This window comes from Bartonella sp. AU18XJBT, assembly GCF_028618595.1.
GTDB lineage: Bacteria > Pseudomonadota > Alphaproteobacteria > Rhizobiales > Rhizobiaceae > Bartonella.
This window is the reverse complement of the sequence record NZ_JAQITE010000002.1, coordinates 75,228-92,993: the sequence shown is the minus strand read 5'-3', so window position 1 is coordinate 92,993 and position 17,766 is coordinate 75,228. Positions and strand designations below refer to the sequence as shown.

Here is a 17,766-nt window from a genome sequence, read left to right as displayed (position 1 = left end):
TTGTGTAAAAAACATTTACACATGCGCTATGAATAAAGTAAATCCTAAAAATACGCCTCCTGTTGCTCCTAAAAAGGTTTTTATCAAAACCTATGGATGTCAAATGAATGTTTATGATAGCCAACGGATGACTGATAGTCTCAGTTCGCAAGGCTATGTGACAACACAAATTCCCAATGATGCCGATCTTATTCTTGTGAATACCTGTCATATTCGTGAAAAAGCAGCAGAAAAACTTTATTCTGATCTCGGTCGTTTGCGCGTTATGCGTCAAGAGCGCACACCTGATAAACCCCTGATGGTTGGTGTAACGGGTTGTGTTGCACAAGCTGAGGGAAGTGAAATTTTGCGCCGTGCTCCAACAGTGGATCTTGTTATTGGTCCGCAAATGTATCATCGCTTGCCAGAATTGTTAGAAAAAGCCAAACAAGGAAAAAAAATTATTGAAACAGACTATGCTGTTGAAGATAAATTTGCTCATTTGCCGCCCCATAATAAACATGCAGTAAGAAAACGAGGTGTGAGCGCATTTTTAACAGTACAGGAAGGTTGCGATAAATTTTGCACTTTTTGTGTTGTGCCCTATACACGCGGCGCAGAAATATCACGATCCGTTGAGCAAATTACTGAAGAAGCCCTTCAACTCATCGAAGCGGGCGTCAAAGAAATTACGCTGCTTGGACAAAATGTCAATGGTTGGCATGGACAAAGTGCTGATGGCAAAACTTGGCGTCTTGGCGATCTTCTTTATCATCTTGCAAAACTCGATGGTTTAAAGCGTTTGCGTTACACAACCAGCCACCCACGTGATATGGATGATAGCCTTATTGCCGCGCATCGAGATCTTGATATGTTAATGCCTTACCTCCATCTTCCTGTTCAATCAGGTTCAGATCGCATCTTAAAAGCTATGAACCGCCAACACCAAAGCTCTCATTACCTTCATCTTATCGAAAAAATTCGAACTGCACGACCAGATATTGCCTTTTCAGGCGATTTTATTGTAGGGTTTCCAGGTGAAACAGATGAAGATTTTGAAGAAACCATTAAACTTATTCAACAAGTACAGTACAGTTCAGCTTATTCTTTTAAATATTCCCCCCGTCCTGGAACAGTGGGAGCCACAATGAAAAATCATATTGATGAATCAGTAAAAGATGCTCGACTTCAACATTTACAAGCCCTTCTTCTTGAGCAACAAAATGCGTTTTTGCGTTCTAAAATTGATCAAAAAACAAATGTTCTCATCGAAAAACCTGGACGTCACTCAGGGCAAATGGTAGGGCGTTCCCCTTGGCTTTTACCTGTTGTCGTCGATACAGAAGCCTCTACAGGTAGCGTGATAGAAATTCATATTAAAAATGCAAGCTCAAACAGTTTTGTTGGTGAAGTGACAAATAGATAAACATGCCTCTAAGACCTTGTTAAAATAAATATTTTAGAAAACTCTTTTATTCTAAAAGAAAATGATTACATCTAAAGCATGCAGTTTTGTAAAAAATTGTCTTTTATAAAATTTACTTAACAAAATGTGCAATATTTATGTAGATATGGAGAATAGGCTGAAAGCTTCAACCGAAAAAATAAAGCGTATTGAAGAAAAAGTAAATATGTCCCTTGAAAAGGCTGATACCTTGAAACAAACAAGCGCTTCAGATCTGAGCCAAGTTGTTTTGATTTTCGAAAATAATAAATATGCAAAAGCAGTTTTTGGTAAATTTGACGAAAATCTCGCTTATATCGAAAAAAAACTCGAACTTAGTATTCATCCGCGTGGTAATGAAGTCTTAATCCGTGGAAATATTTCTGTTATAAAACGTGCGCAATATGTATTGCAGCAACTTTATGAACGTGCCAAAACACATCAAGAGCTCACTTTATCAGATATAAAAGGAGCGCTTGCTATGGCAAATATACCAAAGAAGCAGAAAGAAGACACACGAACACACAAATCTGCAACGAAACGTATACCAGCACGATTGAGTACCCATAAAAAAATAATTCATGCAAGAACTCCAACACAAGATGCTTACATACGCGCTATGGAGCATACTGAACTTGTGTTTGGTGTAGGACCAGCAGGAACAGGTAAAACATATCTTGCTGTTGCTCATGCTGCTATGCTTCTAGAACGTGGTATCATTGAGCGAATTATTCTCTCACGTCCAGCTGTTGAAGCTGGAGAACATCTTGGTTTTCTTCCTGGTGATCTCAAAGAAAAAGTCGACCCATATTTACGACCACTTTATGATGCTCTTTATGATATGATGCCTGCTGAAAAAGTCGATCGCATTTTAGCTTCTGGTGTCATCGAAATTGCTCCTCTTGCCTTTATGCGCGGACGAACACTTGCCCATGCTGCTGTTATTCTTGATGAGGCACAAAATACTACGCCCATGCAAATGAAGATGTTCCTCACACGTCTTGGAGAAGGAACACGTATGATTGTTACCGGTGACGTAAGCCAAATTGATTTGCCTACAGGGCAAAAGTCAGGTCTCATTGAAGCAATTCGCATTCTTTCAAATGTAGAAAATATTGCAATTGTACATTTTGATGAAAAAGATGTTATACGCCATCCACTTGTTGCTGCTATCGTTCGTGCTTATGATCGTAATTCCGAGATAAAAAATATAAAAAAATCATTCGCATGCGATGATGAACATGATGCATTAAAAAATGAGTTTGATTCATCATGATTATTATTGATATAATGGTTAAAAGCGCAGGGTGGAATGATGAGAAAATGCTTTATAATATTACTGAAAAAGCATTAATGACGACTATGCATCATGTTTCATTGGAAGATGTTGTAAGCGAGATTAGCCTGCTTTTTACGGATGATGAACATATGGCGCAAATCAATGCACAATGGCGCAACAAAAACAAATCTACTAATGTATTATCCTTTCCTGCTTTTCCACTTAAAGCTGGAAATCGACCTGGTCCCATGCTCGGTGATATTATTATTGCCCGAGAAACTGTTGTTTTCGAAGCAGAGAAAGAAGGAAAAACATTTCAAGATCATTTAACGCATATGATTGTTCATGGTATCTTGCATCTGCTTGGTTATGACCATGAAACTGATGATGAAGCATATAAAATGGAAAAGCTCGAAAGAGAAATTCTTCAAAAGCTTTCTATAAAAGATCCTTACGCAGAATTGTCTATCAATGATAAAATTTAACTTTTAAAATCAATATTACCAGCATACCATTTAAAGCCTCTTATTTATCTATTATAAAAAGAAAGTCTAGAAGATCTCAAAACCATGGCAAACAAAATAAATGCACAAAATAATAGTCAAGCATCTTCTAATAATGAAAAAGACCCCTCTCAACAGACGAATCATACAGAAAAATATTCCCTGATGAATCATTTATTTTCATTCTTACGTGGCCGTAATTGTGCATCTACATCACTGCGCGACGATCTTACCGTTGCACTCACGACTAACAATGAAAAAGATACCGACCTCTTCTCACCTGAAGAACGTACTATGCTGCATAACATTTTACGCTTACGTGAAGCACGCGTGGATGATGTTATGATACCTCGTTCTGAAATCGAAGCATTAGAAATAAACACCTCTCTTGGAGAAACTCTTAAATGTTTTGCAAAAATTGGTCATTCTCGTATACCCGTTTATGCTGAAACTTTAGATGATCCACGCGGCATGATCCATATCCGCGATATTCTTAACTACATGACTCGCTTTATTATCAACCCAACAAAAACCGAACAGAAATCCGATTTGCTTCAATTAAACCATACAGACTTGCATACTCCAATCGGTGAATTGGATTTGATCCGAACAGTTCTTTTTGTTCCAAGTTCCATGCTTGCAAGCAAATTATTAACACGGATGCAAACTACACGAACACAAATGGCTTTAGTTATTGATGAACATGGAGGAACAGATGGTCTCGTTTCAATGGAAGATATTGTTGAGTTAGTCGTTGGGGATATCGAAGATGAACATGATAATGTTGACAATGCTATCGTACGTGAACCAAATAATAAATGGCTCGTTGATGCAAGAACTGAACTAGAAGATGTGGAGAAAGCTCTTGGTCCTGATTTTATCGTAGGGGAATATGGTGATGAAGTTGATACTATTGGTGGTTTGATCGTCTCCATTCTTGATCGTATTCCTGCCAAAGGTGAAATTGTCGAAGCTGTACCTGGCTATAGATTTCGTATTTTAGAAGCTGATAAACGCCGGATTAAGCGATTGCGTATTTTTCGCATTCCAAGAAATGAGAATCTTGAAAACAATGCCATCCCTAAAGAATAGTCCAGCGTCTTTAAACCATTTCATCGTTTTTTTGTCCTCTGTTACCGGTTGGAAGCGCCAAGCATGGATATTTCTGTGCGGTGCTCTTACTTCTTTTGCACTTCCACCCTTTTATTTGACACCTCTTTGCTTTTTAACTTTCCCTCTCTTTATTGTTTTACTTGACTCAATACGGGCTACTAAAAACAATAAAAAACATTTTTTTACTTACGCTTTAAGCTGTGGAACCTTTGGTTTTAGTTATTTTATTTGCGGACTTTGGTGGCTATGCAATGCTTTGTTAACAGACCCAGATTCTTTTGGTTGGGCAGTCCCATTAGCCATTTTAGGCCCCCCACTCTACCTTTCTCTTTATTGGTTTTTTTCTGGTTTCATTGTCGGTTTATTATGGACAAAAGGAATAGCACGCTTTTTTGTTTTAGCCTTTGCATTAGGATTGGCCGAGTGGTTGCGTGCATTTTTATTCACAGGATTTCCATGGAATGCTCTTGGCTATACAGCCATGCCAACCCCAATGTTTATGCAATCTGATGCAATAGTGGGACTTTACGGAATAAATATTCTTGCTGTATTAGCCTACAGTTTGCCAACTGTTTTATTAACGGATGAAAAAAAGAAAGCAGCACTTTCTCTTTGCTTATCACTTATATTCATTCATAGTGGTTTTGGGTTTTATCGTCTTCATACTATAGAAAACACAGCTGAAAATCAAAAAAATGCTTATTGGGTGCGCATTGTTCAAGCTTCCATCCAACAAAATATAAAATTGCGTGATGATACACGAGAAGCTATGTTGGAAGCACATCTGAATCTAAGTGCAATACCAACAACCGATCAAAACTCAGAACCAGATTTTATCGTATGGCCCGAAGCTTCCATTCCTTACCTTCTCTATGATAACTCATCTATCACAATGCGCATTGCCTCTCTTTTAAAACCTAAGCAATGGGCTATTGTCGGAGCAATACGTGCCAGCAATGATCTACCTCATTCCCAAACACAATATTTTAATACAATTGCAGTCATTAATGCTCAAGGTAATATTTTAAACACTTCCGATAAACTTCATTTGGTTCCTTTTGGTGAGTATCTTCCGTATCAGAATCTATTGAAAAAAATTGGATTGCGTACCCTTGCCGATAATATTGGTGGATATAGTGCTGCAAGTGTGCGTAAAATTGTTACAATGCCAAACGGATTTTCTTATCTACCCTTGATTTGTTATGAAGCAATATTTCCCCATGAAATGACTTTTAAAGGCTCCCCGCCTCAAGCAATTATTAATATTACAAATGATGCATGGTTTGGTGTAACACCGGGCCCCTATCAACATCTTCAACAAGCACAGCTTCGTGCCGTTGAACTGGGAATCCCCCTCATACGGGCAGCCAATAATGGAATATCAGCTGTTATTGATTCTTATGGACGAATCGTTGTAGCTCTTCAACAAAATGCTGTGGGCATTATTGATTCGCAAGTTCCATCATCCATCACCCCTATAGGAAGCAATGAATACAGAACTTTCTCTACTTTTATCTTATTCATCCTTATGCTATTGTGTCGTGTTGGTTTTGGTTTTACAAAACAGCTTAAGTGATTCAAGTGCTCCTTGTACGGTATTATGTTGCGTGTACCAGTAATATTGGGAAAAAATATTACATATTATTTTAATTATATGATAAATCAGCTTCGTATAAATATGATGTTGGTTTAGAAGAAAAGTGCTGGAAATTAAAGAGTTGCATTATGACCGAAACTAGAAAAAAACCTGACCCTATAGATATCTATGTTGGAACTCGTATCCGTTTACGTCGTAATATTTTAGGACTCACTCAAGAGAAACTAGGCGAAAAATTAGGAATTACTTTTCAGCAAATCCAAAAATATGAAAAAGGAACAAACCGTATTGGTGCCAGTCGTCTTCAAGCGATAGCGGAAATTATGGATGTTCCTGTTTCTTACTTTTTTGATAAAGGTATTACCTCCCAGCAAGTAGAGGGGTTTGCTGAAAGTGATCACAATTTTATAGACTTTTGTTCTAGCAGCGAAGGGATTCAGCTCATGCGCGCTTTTACAAATATATCTGATGCTAAAGTGCGTCGAAAAATTATTGACTTGGCAAAAGCGCTTTCTGAAGAAGATTTGACAAATAAGCTATAAATTAAAATTATATTTTTCCCCTTTTATTCATATAAACTTTCATTGACGATTTGCTGTAGAATTAGCCAATCGTAACAACTTTAGTAAGCAATTAATTAAATCGTTGATTTTCTTTTTTGAAGGAGTTCCTATGCCGCATCAAGATTATCTTTTTACGAGCGAATCGGTATCGGAAGGACATCCTGATAAAATTTGTGATCGTATTTCTGATGAAATCGTTGATATGGTCTATAAAGAAGCTGAAAAAACGGGTACTGATCCATGGTTAATACGCATTGCCTGTGAAACTCTCGTCAGTGTCAACCGTGTTGTTATCGCTGGTGAAGTGCGTGTTCCCGATACGCTATTAAAAAAAGATAAAAATAAAGAATTTATCTATGATGAAACTGGCTTTCCACTCATTAATCCTACGCGTTTTCGTACAGCAGCGCGCCGTGCTATTCGTACCATTGGCTATGAACAAGCAGGATTCCATTGGAAAACTGTTAAAATTGATGTTCTTTTGCGCCCTCAATCAGCTGACATAGCAAGAGGGGTTGATAATGCTACGGATCGGCATGGTGAAGAAGGCGCAGGAGATCAAGGCATCATGTTTGGATATGCCTGCCGTGAAACACCTGATTTCATGCCTGCGCCAATTTATTATGCGCATAAAATTCTCAAACTTCTTGCCGCAGCCCGTCATAAAAGAGAGGGAGAAGCTGGAAAATTAGGACCTGATGCTAAAAGCCAAATAACCATACGCTATAAAAATGGAAAACCGATAGAGGTCACATCGATTGTTCTTTCAACGCAACACCTCGATGAAAGCTGGGATTCCAACAAGGTACGTACAGTGGTTGAACCTTACATTCGCCAAGCTTTACATGACATTCCCATTGCGGCTCAATGCAGTTGGTATATTAACCCAACAGGAAAATTTGTCATTGGTGGTCCTCAAAGCGATGCCGGATTAACAGGACGCAAAATTATTGTGGATACTTATGGAGGCGCAGCACCCCATGGAGGTGGTGCTTTCTCAGGAAAAGATACAACAAAAGTTGATCGTTCTGCAGCCTATGCGGCACGTTATCTGGCTAAAAATATTGTTGCTGCTCATTTAGCCGAGCGATGCACCATTCAACTCTCTTATGCAATTGGTATTGCACAACCTTTATCTATTTATCTTAATCTTCATGGAACAGGAAAAGTCGATGAAAAAGTTATTGAAGAAGCCATTCGCAAAATAATGGACCTTTCACCGACCGGTATTCGAAAACATCTCGACCTCAATAAACCTATTTATGCAAAAACAGCTGCCTATGGTCACTTTGGACGTAAACCAAAACACGATGGTTCGTTTTCATGGGAAAAAACTGATCTCGTGAAAACGCTTCAAAAAATGATCCAAATCCCATGATTAAATATAATACACGCAAGAGTGAAGCATTTTTTGGACGTCGACAAGGAAAACAGCTTCGAAACAGTCAGCTTACACGTATAAAAATGCTTTTTCCCAATTTTAATATTGATTTAAATGTCCCTCCTCCTTCAAACCTTATATCCTTATTTTCAAGTCAAGTAAGGGAAGTTCGACTTGAAATCGGCTTTGGTGGAGGTGAACATTTACTTCATGAAATGGAATATTTTCCAAAAACTGGTTTTATCGGCGTCGAGCCCTTTATCAATGGCATGGCAAAAATATTGTTGTCTCTTGAACAGCATCAAAACCATCAAAATCATCTTCGCCTCTATAATGATGATGCTACACGCCTCCTTGATTGGCTCCCTGATAACTCTCTTGATGGAATAGACCTCTTCTATCCTGATCCTTGGCCGAAAAAGAAACACTGGAAACGACGTTTCATCAACATAAAAAATCTTAACCGTTTTGCTCGTGTTCTTAAAATGGGGAAACTTTTTCGCTTTGCTAGCGATATAGACAGTTATGTAAACTGGACTTTGTACCATTGTGCACAACATGATCACTTTGAATGGAAAGCAGAGAGCCCTCAAGACTGGAAACTCCCTTATCCACTATGGAAAGGAACCCGCTATGAAGCAAAAGCTTTACGTGAAGGACGAACGCCTACCTATCTTACCTTTATCAAGAAATAAATGATCAAGCGCTTTTCTCATAAACAACTTGAAAAATTTTGAATTTAAGAGTATCAATAGTTAAATTCTTGGTCTTATGATGAAGGGTGGGCCGTTGGACCCGCTCTTTTTTAATATCATAAAACTGATGAAAACAACTTGGATAAAATGTATGAACGAAGCTGAAAAAATAAGCAATCTTGACGAACCACGCCTGTTTGAAGAAGATGGTATCGAAACACAGGTTGCTGCTCTTGTCATACCACTACTTAAACCTTTAGGTTTTCGTTTGGTTCGTGTGAAACTTCTTGGTCAAAATGGTTTAACACTTCAAATTATGGTTGAACGTGCCGATGGTTCTATGACCGTAGAAGATTGTGAAACTGTTAGTCGAACTGTTTCCCCCCTCCTTGATGTACAAAATATTATTGAACGCAAATATCATTTAGAAATCTCATCACCTGGAATTGATCGTCCATTGGTAAGGAAATCTGATTTTTTTCATTGGCAAGGGCATCTTGCAAAAATTGAAACCAAAATAACAATTGATGGGCGCCGAAAATTTCGCGGGACACTTACAAATATCACGCAAGATGGATTTATTTTAAATACTGATAAAGCTGCTTATGGAGAAGCCATGTATACCCCTATTTCCTATTGTGACATCATAAATGCACATTTAGTGCTTACCGATGAGCTTATTCGCGATGCATTGAAAAAAAATAAAGATTTAAGACAACAATTCATGGACGAAGAGACAGTTAACGACTCTATACAGACGTTCAATTTCAAAAAATAATATCACAGGGGATACCCATCGTGTGGCACAAAGAAGGAGAAAATTGATGGCTACAAGCGCTAACAGGCTTGAGATTCTGCAAATTGCAGATGCTGTTGCACGTGAAAAGTCAATCGACCGTGAAATTGTCATTTCTGCGATGGCTGATGCTATTCAAAAAGCAGCACGTTCTCGTTATGGTCAAGAAACCAATATCCGTGCTGAAATCAATTCTAAAACAGGTGAAATTAAATTACAGCGCCTGCTTAAAATCGTTGAAGTCGTTGAAGACTATACAACGGAAATTACTTTGTCTGATGCTCTCAAACATCAAACAGAAGCAAAAATCGGTGATTTTTTTGCTGATCTTTTACCTCCTATGGATTTTGGACGTATCGCAGCACAATCTGCTAAACAGGTTATTGTACAAAAAGTACGCGACGCAGAACGTGATCAGCAATATGAAGAATTCAAAAATAAAGTTGGTGAAATTATTTCTGGTACAGTTAAGCGTGTGGAATATGGTAACGTTATCGTTGATCTAGGGCGTGGTGAAGCTATTGTGCGCCGTGACGAATTAATACCTCGTGAGTCATTCCGCTATGGAGATCGTATTCGTGCTTTTGTCAATGATGTACACCGTGAAACGCGTGGACCGCAAATTTTCCTTTCACGCACACATCCTCAATTTATGGTAAAACTTTTCACTATGGAAGTGCCAGAAATTTATGATGGTATTATAGAAATCAAATCTGTTGCTCGTGATCCTGGTTCACGAGCTAAAATCGCCGTTGTTTCACGCGATGGTTCCATTGATCCTGTTGGAGCATGCGTTGGAATGCGAGGAAGTCGTGTACAAGCTGTTGTTGCTGAATTACAAGGCGAAAAAATTGATATTATTCCTTGGTCGCCTGATGCAGCAACATTTGTCGTTAATGCACTGCAACCTGCTGAAGTTTCAAAAATCATCCTTGATGAAGATGCTGAACGGATTGAAGTTATTGTGCCAGATGATCAACTTAGTCTTGCTATTGGACGACGTGGACAAAATGTTCGCTTGGCTTCGCAACTAACAGGATGGAACATTGATATTTTAACGGAAAAAGAAGAATCTGAAAATCGTCAAAAAGAATTTACTGAACGAAGTAAATTGTTTATGGAAGCCTTAGAGGTTGACGAAATGATCGGACAGGTTATGGCATCAGAGGGCTTTTCTTCTATTGAAGAAATTGCCTATATTGATCTTGGAGAAATCGCTTCTATTGATGGTTTTGACCATGATACCGCCGCTGAAATCCAAAGTCGTGCCCGCGAATATCTTGATCATAAAGAAAAAGAACTTGATGAAAAACGCAAAAAGCTCGGAGTTTCTGATGAATTGCGAACACTTCCTGGAATGACAAGTGCTATGTTGGTTGCTGTAGGTGAGGATGGTGTAAAAACAATAGAAGACTTTGCTGGCTATGCCGTTGATGATTTAGCTGGTTGGAGAGAACGCAAAGAAGGTCAAACACAGAATTTTCCTGGTATTTTAACCCCTTTTGACATTACACGCGCGGATGCAGAAGCTATGGTTTTAGCTGCACGTGTACAAGCAGGCTGGATAGACCAAGCTGATCTTGTTACAGAAAATCCTGTAGAAGATGACAATTCTCCAGAAAATGAAAAAACAGATGATTTGGATGTGGATACACTTTAAATGAATGAACGGACTTGCATTGTGACCAGAAAAAATGCTTCAGCACAAACGCTGATCCGTTTTGTTATTGGTCCCAATAACCAAATTGTTCCTGATCTTAAAGCGAAGTTACCAGGGCGAGGCGTTTGGATTTCTGCCCATCATACTGTTATCGAGAAAGCAATCAAACAAAAAGCTTTTCATAGAAATTTTAAAACAGATGTTGAGGTTGCGCCAAATCTTGTGCATGTTGTTGATACGCTTTTACTAAAAGCCGCTCTTTCAAGCCTTTCCATGGCACGAAAAGCGGGAGCAATTGTTATGGGAGCAACAAAGGTTGACGCTGCTATCCGCTCTGGTAAAGTTATTCTTGTACTTCATGCTAAAGAAACAACAGAAGATGGGAAACGAAAAATTGCACAGGCCATCCATTCAATACAACAACAAACAAATCGGACTATAAAAACCATATCTTTATTTACAAGTGATGAAATGAGAGTAGCTTTTGGCTCTAATCCTGTAATGCACGCGGCCTTATTGGACACAAAAGCTGCTGAAGGATTTCTCAAAACGACATATAAATTGATCAGCTATCGTGACGACAAGCATAGTAAGCCTAGTGAGATGACGGCACAAGCCGTGAAGGAAGTACAATGAGTGAAAATAACAACGACAAAACAACCGTCAAGAAGACACTAACTCTCAAGAGGTCTGTCTTGGAAACAAGCACGGTCAAACAAAATTTTAGCCATGGCCGTACGAAGGCTGTCGTTGTCGAAACCAAACGGCGTAAAATTACGCGACCTGATGAAAAAGCTGAAACCGCACAGCCCATTACAAAGCCGCATGTGGCCGCCCAGCGCTCTAAACCGCGTTTTGAGGGAAAAAAGCCTCAAGAATCTGTGGCCAAAAGTAATCTTTCATCAACTGAAATGGAAGCGAGACTTCGCGCGTTAGAAGAAGCACATATCCAAGAAAGAATAACGCGAGAACAAGCCGAAGAAGAAGCAAGACGCGCTAAAGAGCGTGAAGAAATTTTACAGCAAGAAATTAAAGAAAAAGAAATAAATCTCCAACAAGAAGAAGAAATATCGCCAGTCCAGACTCCACCTGTTCCCCCTCTCATTGAACAGACAGATATTTCTATTGCACCTAAAAATACAACCGTGGTTGAAAAACGCAAAATAGATGAAAATAAAGAGGAAGAACGGCATAGTCGACGTGCTAATCCTGCTAAATCAGAAATACGTGTACCAAAAGTTGTCAAAGGAGCTGATGAGCGGCGACGCGGAAAGCTAACTCTGAATAGTGCATTGGATGAAGAAGGAAGCGCACGTGGGCGCTCAATGGCTGCAATGCGGCGTAGACAAGAAAAGTTTAAGCGTGCACAAAATCAAGAACCAAGAGAAAAAATTTCTCGCGAAGTTGTTCTTCCTGAAACGATTACCATTCAAGAGCTCGCACAACGTATGACTGAGCGTTCTGTTGATGTGATTAAATTCTTGATGAAACAAGGACAAATGATGAAACCTGGCGATGTCATTGATGCAGATGTTGCCGAACTCATCGCTGTTGAATTTGGACACACTGTTAAACGTGTTTTAGAATCTGATGTAGAGGAAGGTATCTTTAATATAACAGATAATCCTCAAAACATGCAGCAGCGCCCCCCTGTTGTAACCATTATGGGCCATGTTGACCACGGAAAAACTTCTCTTTTGGATGCTATTCGTAAAGCAAATGTTGTTTCTGGCGAAGCAGGAGGTATTACGCAGCATATTGGTGCCTATCAAGTAGAACAAAACGGTCAAAAAATTACTTTTATTGATACACCAGGACATGCTGCTTTTACGGCTATGCGTGCACGTGGAGCTCGTGTTACAGATATTGCTGTTCTCGTTGTAGCTGCTGATGATAGTGTTATGCCTCAAACAATTGAATCAATCAATCATGCGAAAGCCGCCGGTGTACCTATCATTGTTGCTATCAACAAAATTGATAAACCAGCTGCAAATGCACAAAAAGTGCGTACAGAACTTCTACAACATGAAGTGTTTGTTGAAACTATGGGCGGAGAAACGTTGGACGTTGAAGTTTCTGCTAAAACTGGTCAAAACCTTGATAAACTTCTCGAAGCTATCCTTCTTCAGGCTGAAATGCTTGATCTGAAAGCAGATTCTCAACGAACTGCAGAGGGCGTTATCATTGAAGCCAAATTAGATCGTGGACGTGGATCTGTTGCAACAGTTCTTGTTCAAAAAGGTACATTACACCCTTCTGATATTATAGTTGCCGGAAATGAATGGGGTCGTGTGCGTGCTTTGATTGACGACCATGGACGCCATGTCAAAGAAGCCGTTCCCTCTACACCAATTGAAATTTTAGGCATGCAAGGAACACCACAAGCAGGAGACCGTTTTGCTGTTGTCACACATGAAGCAAAAGCACGTGAAATTTCTGAATACCGTCAACGATTAGCGCGCGATAAAGCTGTTGCGCGGCAAACTGGTTCGCGTGGTTCTCTTGAACAGATGATGACAAAATTGCAAACGACTGGTGTTAAGGAATTTTCCCTTATTATAAAAGGGGATGTGCAAGGATCAATTGAAGCAATCGCTTCAGCATTGGAAAAACTCGGAAATGATGAGGTTCGTGCGCGTATTGTACATGCTGGTGCTGGAGGAATTACCGAAAGTGATATTTCTCTTGCAGAAGCTTCCAACTCTGCTGTAATTGGTTTTAATGTTCGAGCCAATAAGCAGGCACGTGATTTTGCTAGAACACAAGGAATTGAAATTCGTTATTACAACATCATTTATGATCTTGTTGACGATATCAAGGCTGCCATGTCTGGATTACTTTCACCAGAACAGCGTGAAACTTTCCTTGGTAATGCTGAAATTCTAGAAGTCTTTAACATTACAAAAACTGGAAAAGTTGCAGGATGTCGTGTTACAGAAGGTAAAATAGAACGAGGAGCCGGTGTTCGCCTTATCCGCGATAATATCGTTATTCACGAAGGAAAGCTGAAAACACTCAAACGTTTTAAGGATGAAGTCAATGAAGTGCAAAGTGGCCAAGAATGTGGAATAGCCTTTGAAAATTATGAAGACATGCGTGCAGGAGACATCATTGAGACCTTCCGTATCGAACATATTAATCGCACATTATAAAATAATCCAATAACTTTACTTTGTTGTAAAATGAAAAAAGTTATTAGGTTTTATACACAATATCTTTTTTTCCTTATCTGAATGGTCAAAAAAGAGATCTTGTAGCAAGGATAAACTTTGATGAAAAATGCAGGGCCATCACAACGGCAACTTAGAGTAGCAGAGCAAGTGCGTCATGCAATAGCGCATATATTACAGCGTGATATTTTGCTTGATGATATCTTGAAAGATATTGTTATTTCTGTCTCTGAAGTACGCATGTCACCAGATTTAAAAATTGCTACTTGCTTTGTATCACCTCTCAGCACTCTTAAAAATGCTTCTCATACCGATATTGGTGATACCCTCAATAAACATAGTCGTTTTCTCCGTGGAGAAATCAGTCATGCGTTGCGACAAATGAAATATATGCCAGAACTGCGTTTCCGACTTGATAATAGTTTTGATAATTTTTCAAAAATTGATGCCCTCCTTCGCTCGCCTGAGGTTGCTCGCGATCTTCACCATAGTGATAAAGATGAGGATTAAAAATATGGCGCGGCAACACAAAAAAAAAGGGCGTCCTGTTTCTGGCTGGGTCATATTTGATAAACCAAAAGGAATGAAATCAACAGAAGCTGTCTCACAAATCAAATGGCTCTTTCATGCACAAAAAGCAGGACATGCGGGCACACTTGATCCTCTTGCTTCTGGTCTCCTTCCCATCGCATTGGGCGAAGCAACCAAAACCGTCCCTTACGTGATGCAAGGCAAAAAAACTTACCGTTTTCATATCGCTTGGGGAGAAGAGCGTTCAACAGATGATCTAGAGGGCGAAATAACGAAAACTTCTCTCAAACGTCCAACACAAGAAGAAATACTTGCTCTTCTTCCTCAATATACAGGTATTATTTTGCAAACGCCTCCACAATTTTCAGCAATAAAAATTGCCGGAAATCGTGCCTATGATTTAGCGCGTGAAGGGGAAGTTGTTGAAATTCCGCCTCGTGAAGTCGAAATAGAAACTTTCAAGTTATTAGAAATGCCTACCAAAGAGCACTCTGTCTTTGAGATAACCTGCGGAAAAGGAACTTATGTGCGGTCTTTAGCACGCGATATGGGACGTGATCTAGGTTGCTATGGGCATATTGCTGACTTAAGACGTGTTTCCGTCGCACCTTTTGATGAAGAAGATCTCATTACATGGGACGAACTAAAAGCGGCCATTCCGCTAAATAAAAACACTACAGATGAAAATAATCGTTCTTTTGAAAAAAACTTCACAACACTTGATGAGCTCTTAATTGAAACAAGCGCTGCATTGGATTGCCTCCCTCACTATATCCTTAATGAAACTCAAGCGCAGAGAGTTATAAGGGGTCATTCTATCCTCTTGAATCATCACAAAGTACCTCTTGATGAAGATGAGATTTTTGTCCTCTATAAAGAACAACTTCTTGCAATTGGCACCCTCGACAAAAGTTTATTTAAACCGAAGCGGATTTTCACAATTTAATCGATTCTTTTCCACCACCACCTTTTGCGGAAAGATATTTTTCTCTATCAATTAAGAAAAATATGGTGCTTTTCATTGTCTATATTTACCGTATTCATATCAAAATTTAAGTCCGTGCTATCAGCTAACACCACCACACACTTTTTCCTCTTAATGTCGTAATAATCCTTGCATTTGAAAGGATTCATAAGAGAATTTTTATTTCTTTTTCAATCGTTTTTTACTCACACTTTAGCCCTCGTTTGTAATGTGCAAGCGAAGATTTAGACTGATTTACTCTAAATATATTTGGAACGAAAAAACTTAAGATTTTCAGGACTATCATTCAACATGAAAAATGATAAATAATCATTAAAATCAATTTATTAACTATTTAAGCCGTAGTTTTTTGTTATGATTATGCTAACAAATTGATCGAAATAATATTAACATATTTAATATTTTACAAAAACTGTTTTAACCCTAAGGGAGATGATCAGAGGAGACTTTTAAAAGCATCTCATTGGCTTGGGGTATTGTTTGGCGTTCAATCATACGGTGCACTCTTATGCCGTTAGGAGCACAATTTAAATGACGCAAACGCTTATTAACTTCTGCATCCGCTTTTGTACGACGATGATTATGGCGTAAATAATCTACCCATGTTGGCATATGATAAGCCTCTGTCCAGTATTCAGGTCTTTCAAGATCTCGTAAAAGGACCCACTGACGCGCACCATCACGTAACCGGATATGGCGTCGACGCGTCATCACTTTGAGAAACTCTTCGAGATCATTTTCATGAATTTGATAATCAATCATTATCATGATCGGGCCACTTCTTGCTTTAAGGTCGAGTAATAATTCCGGCTCTCTAAAATGATCAAGAGGATTTAAATCTATCTGAGGAATTTCTTGAATTCTAAATTTTACTCCCGCAAGAGCACCAAAAATCAAGAATAGAGAACAAATACTTAAAGCAATTGTTGGAGAATAACCATCAGCTAAACCTCCCCAGATTGCACTTCCAATAGCCATCCCCCCATAAGACGCCGTTTGATAAAGTGCTAAAGAACGTGCTACAACCCAGCGTGGTGTAGAGAGTTGTACAGATGTATTAAACAATGATAATGCCAAAACCCAACATAAACCTGCAGGAAATAAAGCAATATGGCTTATAATCAGTGACCTGCTGATTCCCAATAAAAAGCAAGAAAAGGCGAAACCAATAAATGCACTTGCAATAATTGTTTCTGAACGAAAATGATGCCGTACAACTGCATTAATAATACCTGCTGTCATGGCTCCTAACCCAAAACAACCGAGCAGTGTACCATAAAGAAGGGCATTTCCTCCAAGAACTTTATGCACAACAATTGGCAAAAGTGCTAAAATCGAAATTGCTCCTACACCAAAAAGGAACGCTCGAACCATAATACTTAGAAGATTAGGTGACATCGCAACATAACGCAAACCATCTGAGACAGCTCCTAACAGCCTTTCTCGTGGCAATGGATTGTTTTTATAATTCGACTTCCAGAAAAATAACGCACCGATAAGAGGAATATAGCTTATAGCATTAAACAAAAAAGCAGCCGATGCCCCCAAAGTTGCAATAATAGCACCACCAATAGCAGGGCCAACACTCCGCATCAAATTAAAGCCGACACTATTCAAACTAACAGCAGCAGGAATATTTTCCCTGCTCACAATATCTCCTATCGTTGCTTGCCAAGAAGGATTATAAAAAGCTGTTCCACATCCAATCAAAAACGTAAAACATAACAAAAGCCAAGGTGTTAGAAATCCCATATAGGCTAAAACAGATAAACTCATGGATATGACCATCATCATAATCTGCGCACACAACATAATTTGACGCCGATTAAAATTATCAGCTAGTGCCCCTGCCATCAAAGAAAACATAACAAGTGGTAATGTTGTGGCACTTTGAACAAGCCCAACCATGGAATGCGAAGAACTAATCAACGCCATTAACCATCCTGCTCCAACAGCCTGTATCAGTCCCCCTAAATTAGAAATAAGAGTAGATGACCATAAATTTCGAAATACCGAATTACGAAAAAGTTTTAATGTTGAAATGCTCTGCATCTTTTCCCTCCAAATCGG

Annotated in this window: 15 protein-coding genes; 14 read left to right on the top strand and 1 reads right to left on the bottom strand. The window is 39.0% G+C overall.

Features of this window, described 5'->3' with window-relative positions:
* Positions 1-28: 28 nt before the first annotated feature.
* From miaB to truB, 14 genes are all read left to right on the top strand, one after another.
* The gene (gene miaB, locus PVV60_RS01255; RefSeq protein WP_273722560.1) at positions 29-1,405 is read left to right on the top strand and encodes a tRNA (N6-isopentenyl adenosine(37)-C2)-methylthiotransferase MiaB; all 1,377 of its coding nucleotides are present in this window, start codon (positions 29-31) and stop codon (positions 1,403-1,405) included.
* A 157-nt stretch (positions 1,406-1,562) separates the two neighbouring features.
* Positions 1,563-2,699, top strand: a complete 1,137-nt coding sequence (locus tag PVV60_RS01250) for a PhoH family protein (protein WP_273722618.1) — start codon at positions 1,563-1,565, stop codon at positions 2,697-2,699.
* Positions 2,696-3,187: an rRNA maturation RNase YbeY gene (gene ybeY, locus PVV60_RS01245; protein WP_273722559.1), complete on the top strand. Its 492-nt coding sequence runs from the start codon at positions 2,696-2,698 to the stop codon at positions 3,185-3,187. Before PVV60_RS01250 ends, ybeY begins: the two co-directional genes overlap by 4 nt.
* Positions 3,188-3,271: 84 nt before the next feature.
* Positions 3,272-4,297 (top strand): hemolysin family protein, encoded by a 1,026-nt coding sequence (locus PVV60_RS01240; RefSeq protein WP_273722558.1) that lies wholly within the window; start codon positions 3,272-3,274, stop codon positions 4,295-4,297.
* Positions 4,260-5,894, top strand: coding sequence for an apolipoprotein N-acyltransferase (gene lnt / locus PVV60_RS01235; RefSeq protein WP_273722557.1), 1,635 nt, complete (start codon positions 4,260-4,262; stop codon positions 5,892-5,894). Before PVV60_RS01240 ends, lnt begins: the two co-directional genes overlap by 38 nt.
* Before the next feature lie 149 nt (positions 5,895-6,043).
* Positions 6,044-6,457: a helix-turn-helix domain-containing protein gene (locus tag PVV60_RS01230; protein ID WP_012754634.1), complete on the top strand. Its 414-nt coding sequence runs from the start codon at positions 6,044-6,046 to the stop codon at positions 6,455-6,457.
* 130 nt (positions 6,458-6,587) lie between these two features.
* On the top strand, positions 6,588-7,856 hold the full coding sequence (metK, locus tag PVV60_RS01225) for a methionine adenosyltransferase (RefSeq protein WP_273722556.1): 1,269 nt from the start codon (positions 6,588-6,590) through the stop codon (positions 7,854-7,856).
* Positions 7,853-8,554, top strand: coding sequence for a tRNA (guanine(46)-N(7))-methyltransferase TrmB (locus PVV60_RS01220; RefSeq protein WP_273722555.1), 702 nt, complete (start codon positions 7,853-7,855; stop codon positions 8,552-8,554). The genes metK and PVV60_RS01220 overlap by 4 nt, the downstream gene beginning before the upstream one ends.
* Before the next feature lie 127 nt (positions 8,555-8,681).
* On the top strand, positions 8,682-9,332 hold the full coding sequence (gene rimP / locus PVV60_RS01215; RefSeq protein WP_273722617.1) for a ribosome maturation factor RimP: 651 nt from the start codon (positions 8,682-8,684) through the stop codon (positions 9,330-9,332).
* Positions 9,333-9,378: 46 nt separating this feature from the next.
* On the top strand, positions 9,379-11,010 hold the full coding sequence (gene nusA, locus PVV60_RS01210) for a transcription termination factor NusA (RefSeq protein WP_273722554.1): 1,632 nt from the start codon (positions 9,379-9,381) through the stop codon (positions 11,008-11,010).
* A complete protein-coding gene (locus PVV60_RS01205; protein WP_273722553.1) occupies positions 11,011-11,646 on the top strand; it encodes an RNA-binding protein in 636 nt (211 codons plus the stop codon).
* A complete protein-coding gene (infB, locus tag PVV60_RS01200) occupies positions 11,643-14,162 on the top strand; it encodes a translation initiation factor IF-2 (protein WP_273722552.1) in 2,520 nt (839 codons plus the stop codon). The genes PVV60_RS01205 and infB overlap by 4 nt, the downstream gene beginning before the upstream one ends.
* A gap of 120 nt (positions 14,163-14,282) precedes the next feature.
* Positions 14,283-14,690, top strand: a complete 408-nt coding sequence (gene rbfA, locus PVV60_RS01195; RefSeq protein WP_273722551.1) for a 30S ribosome-binding factor RbfA — start codon at positions 14,283-14,285, stop codon at positions 14,688-14,690.
* 4 nt (positions 14,691-14,694) lie between these two features.
* Positions 14,695-15,657, top strand: coding sequence for a tRNA pseudouridine(55) synthase TruB (gene truB, locus PVV60_RS01190; RefSeq protein ID WP_273722550.1), 963 nt, complete (start codon positions 14,695-14,697; stop codon positions 15,655-15,657).
* Between the two features lie 462 nt (positions 15,658-16,119).
* Here truB and PVV60_RS01185 read toward each other — a convergent pair whose 3' ends face one another.
* A complete protein-coding gene (locus PVV60_RS01185) occupies positions 16,120-17,748 on the bottom strand; it encodes an MFS transporter (RefSeq protein ID WP_273722549.1) in 1,629 nt (542 codons plus the stop codon).
* Between the last annotated feature and the right edge of the window lie 18 nt (positions 17,749-17,766).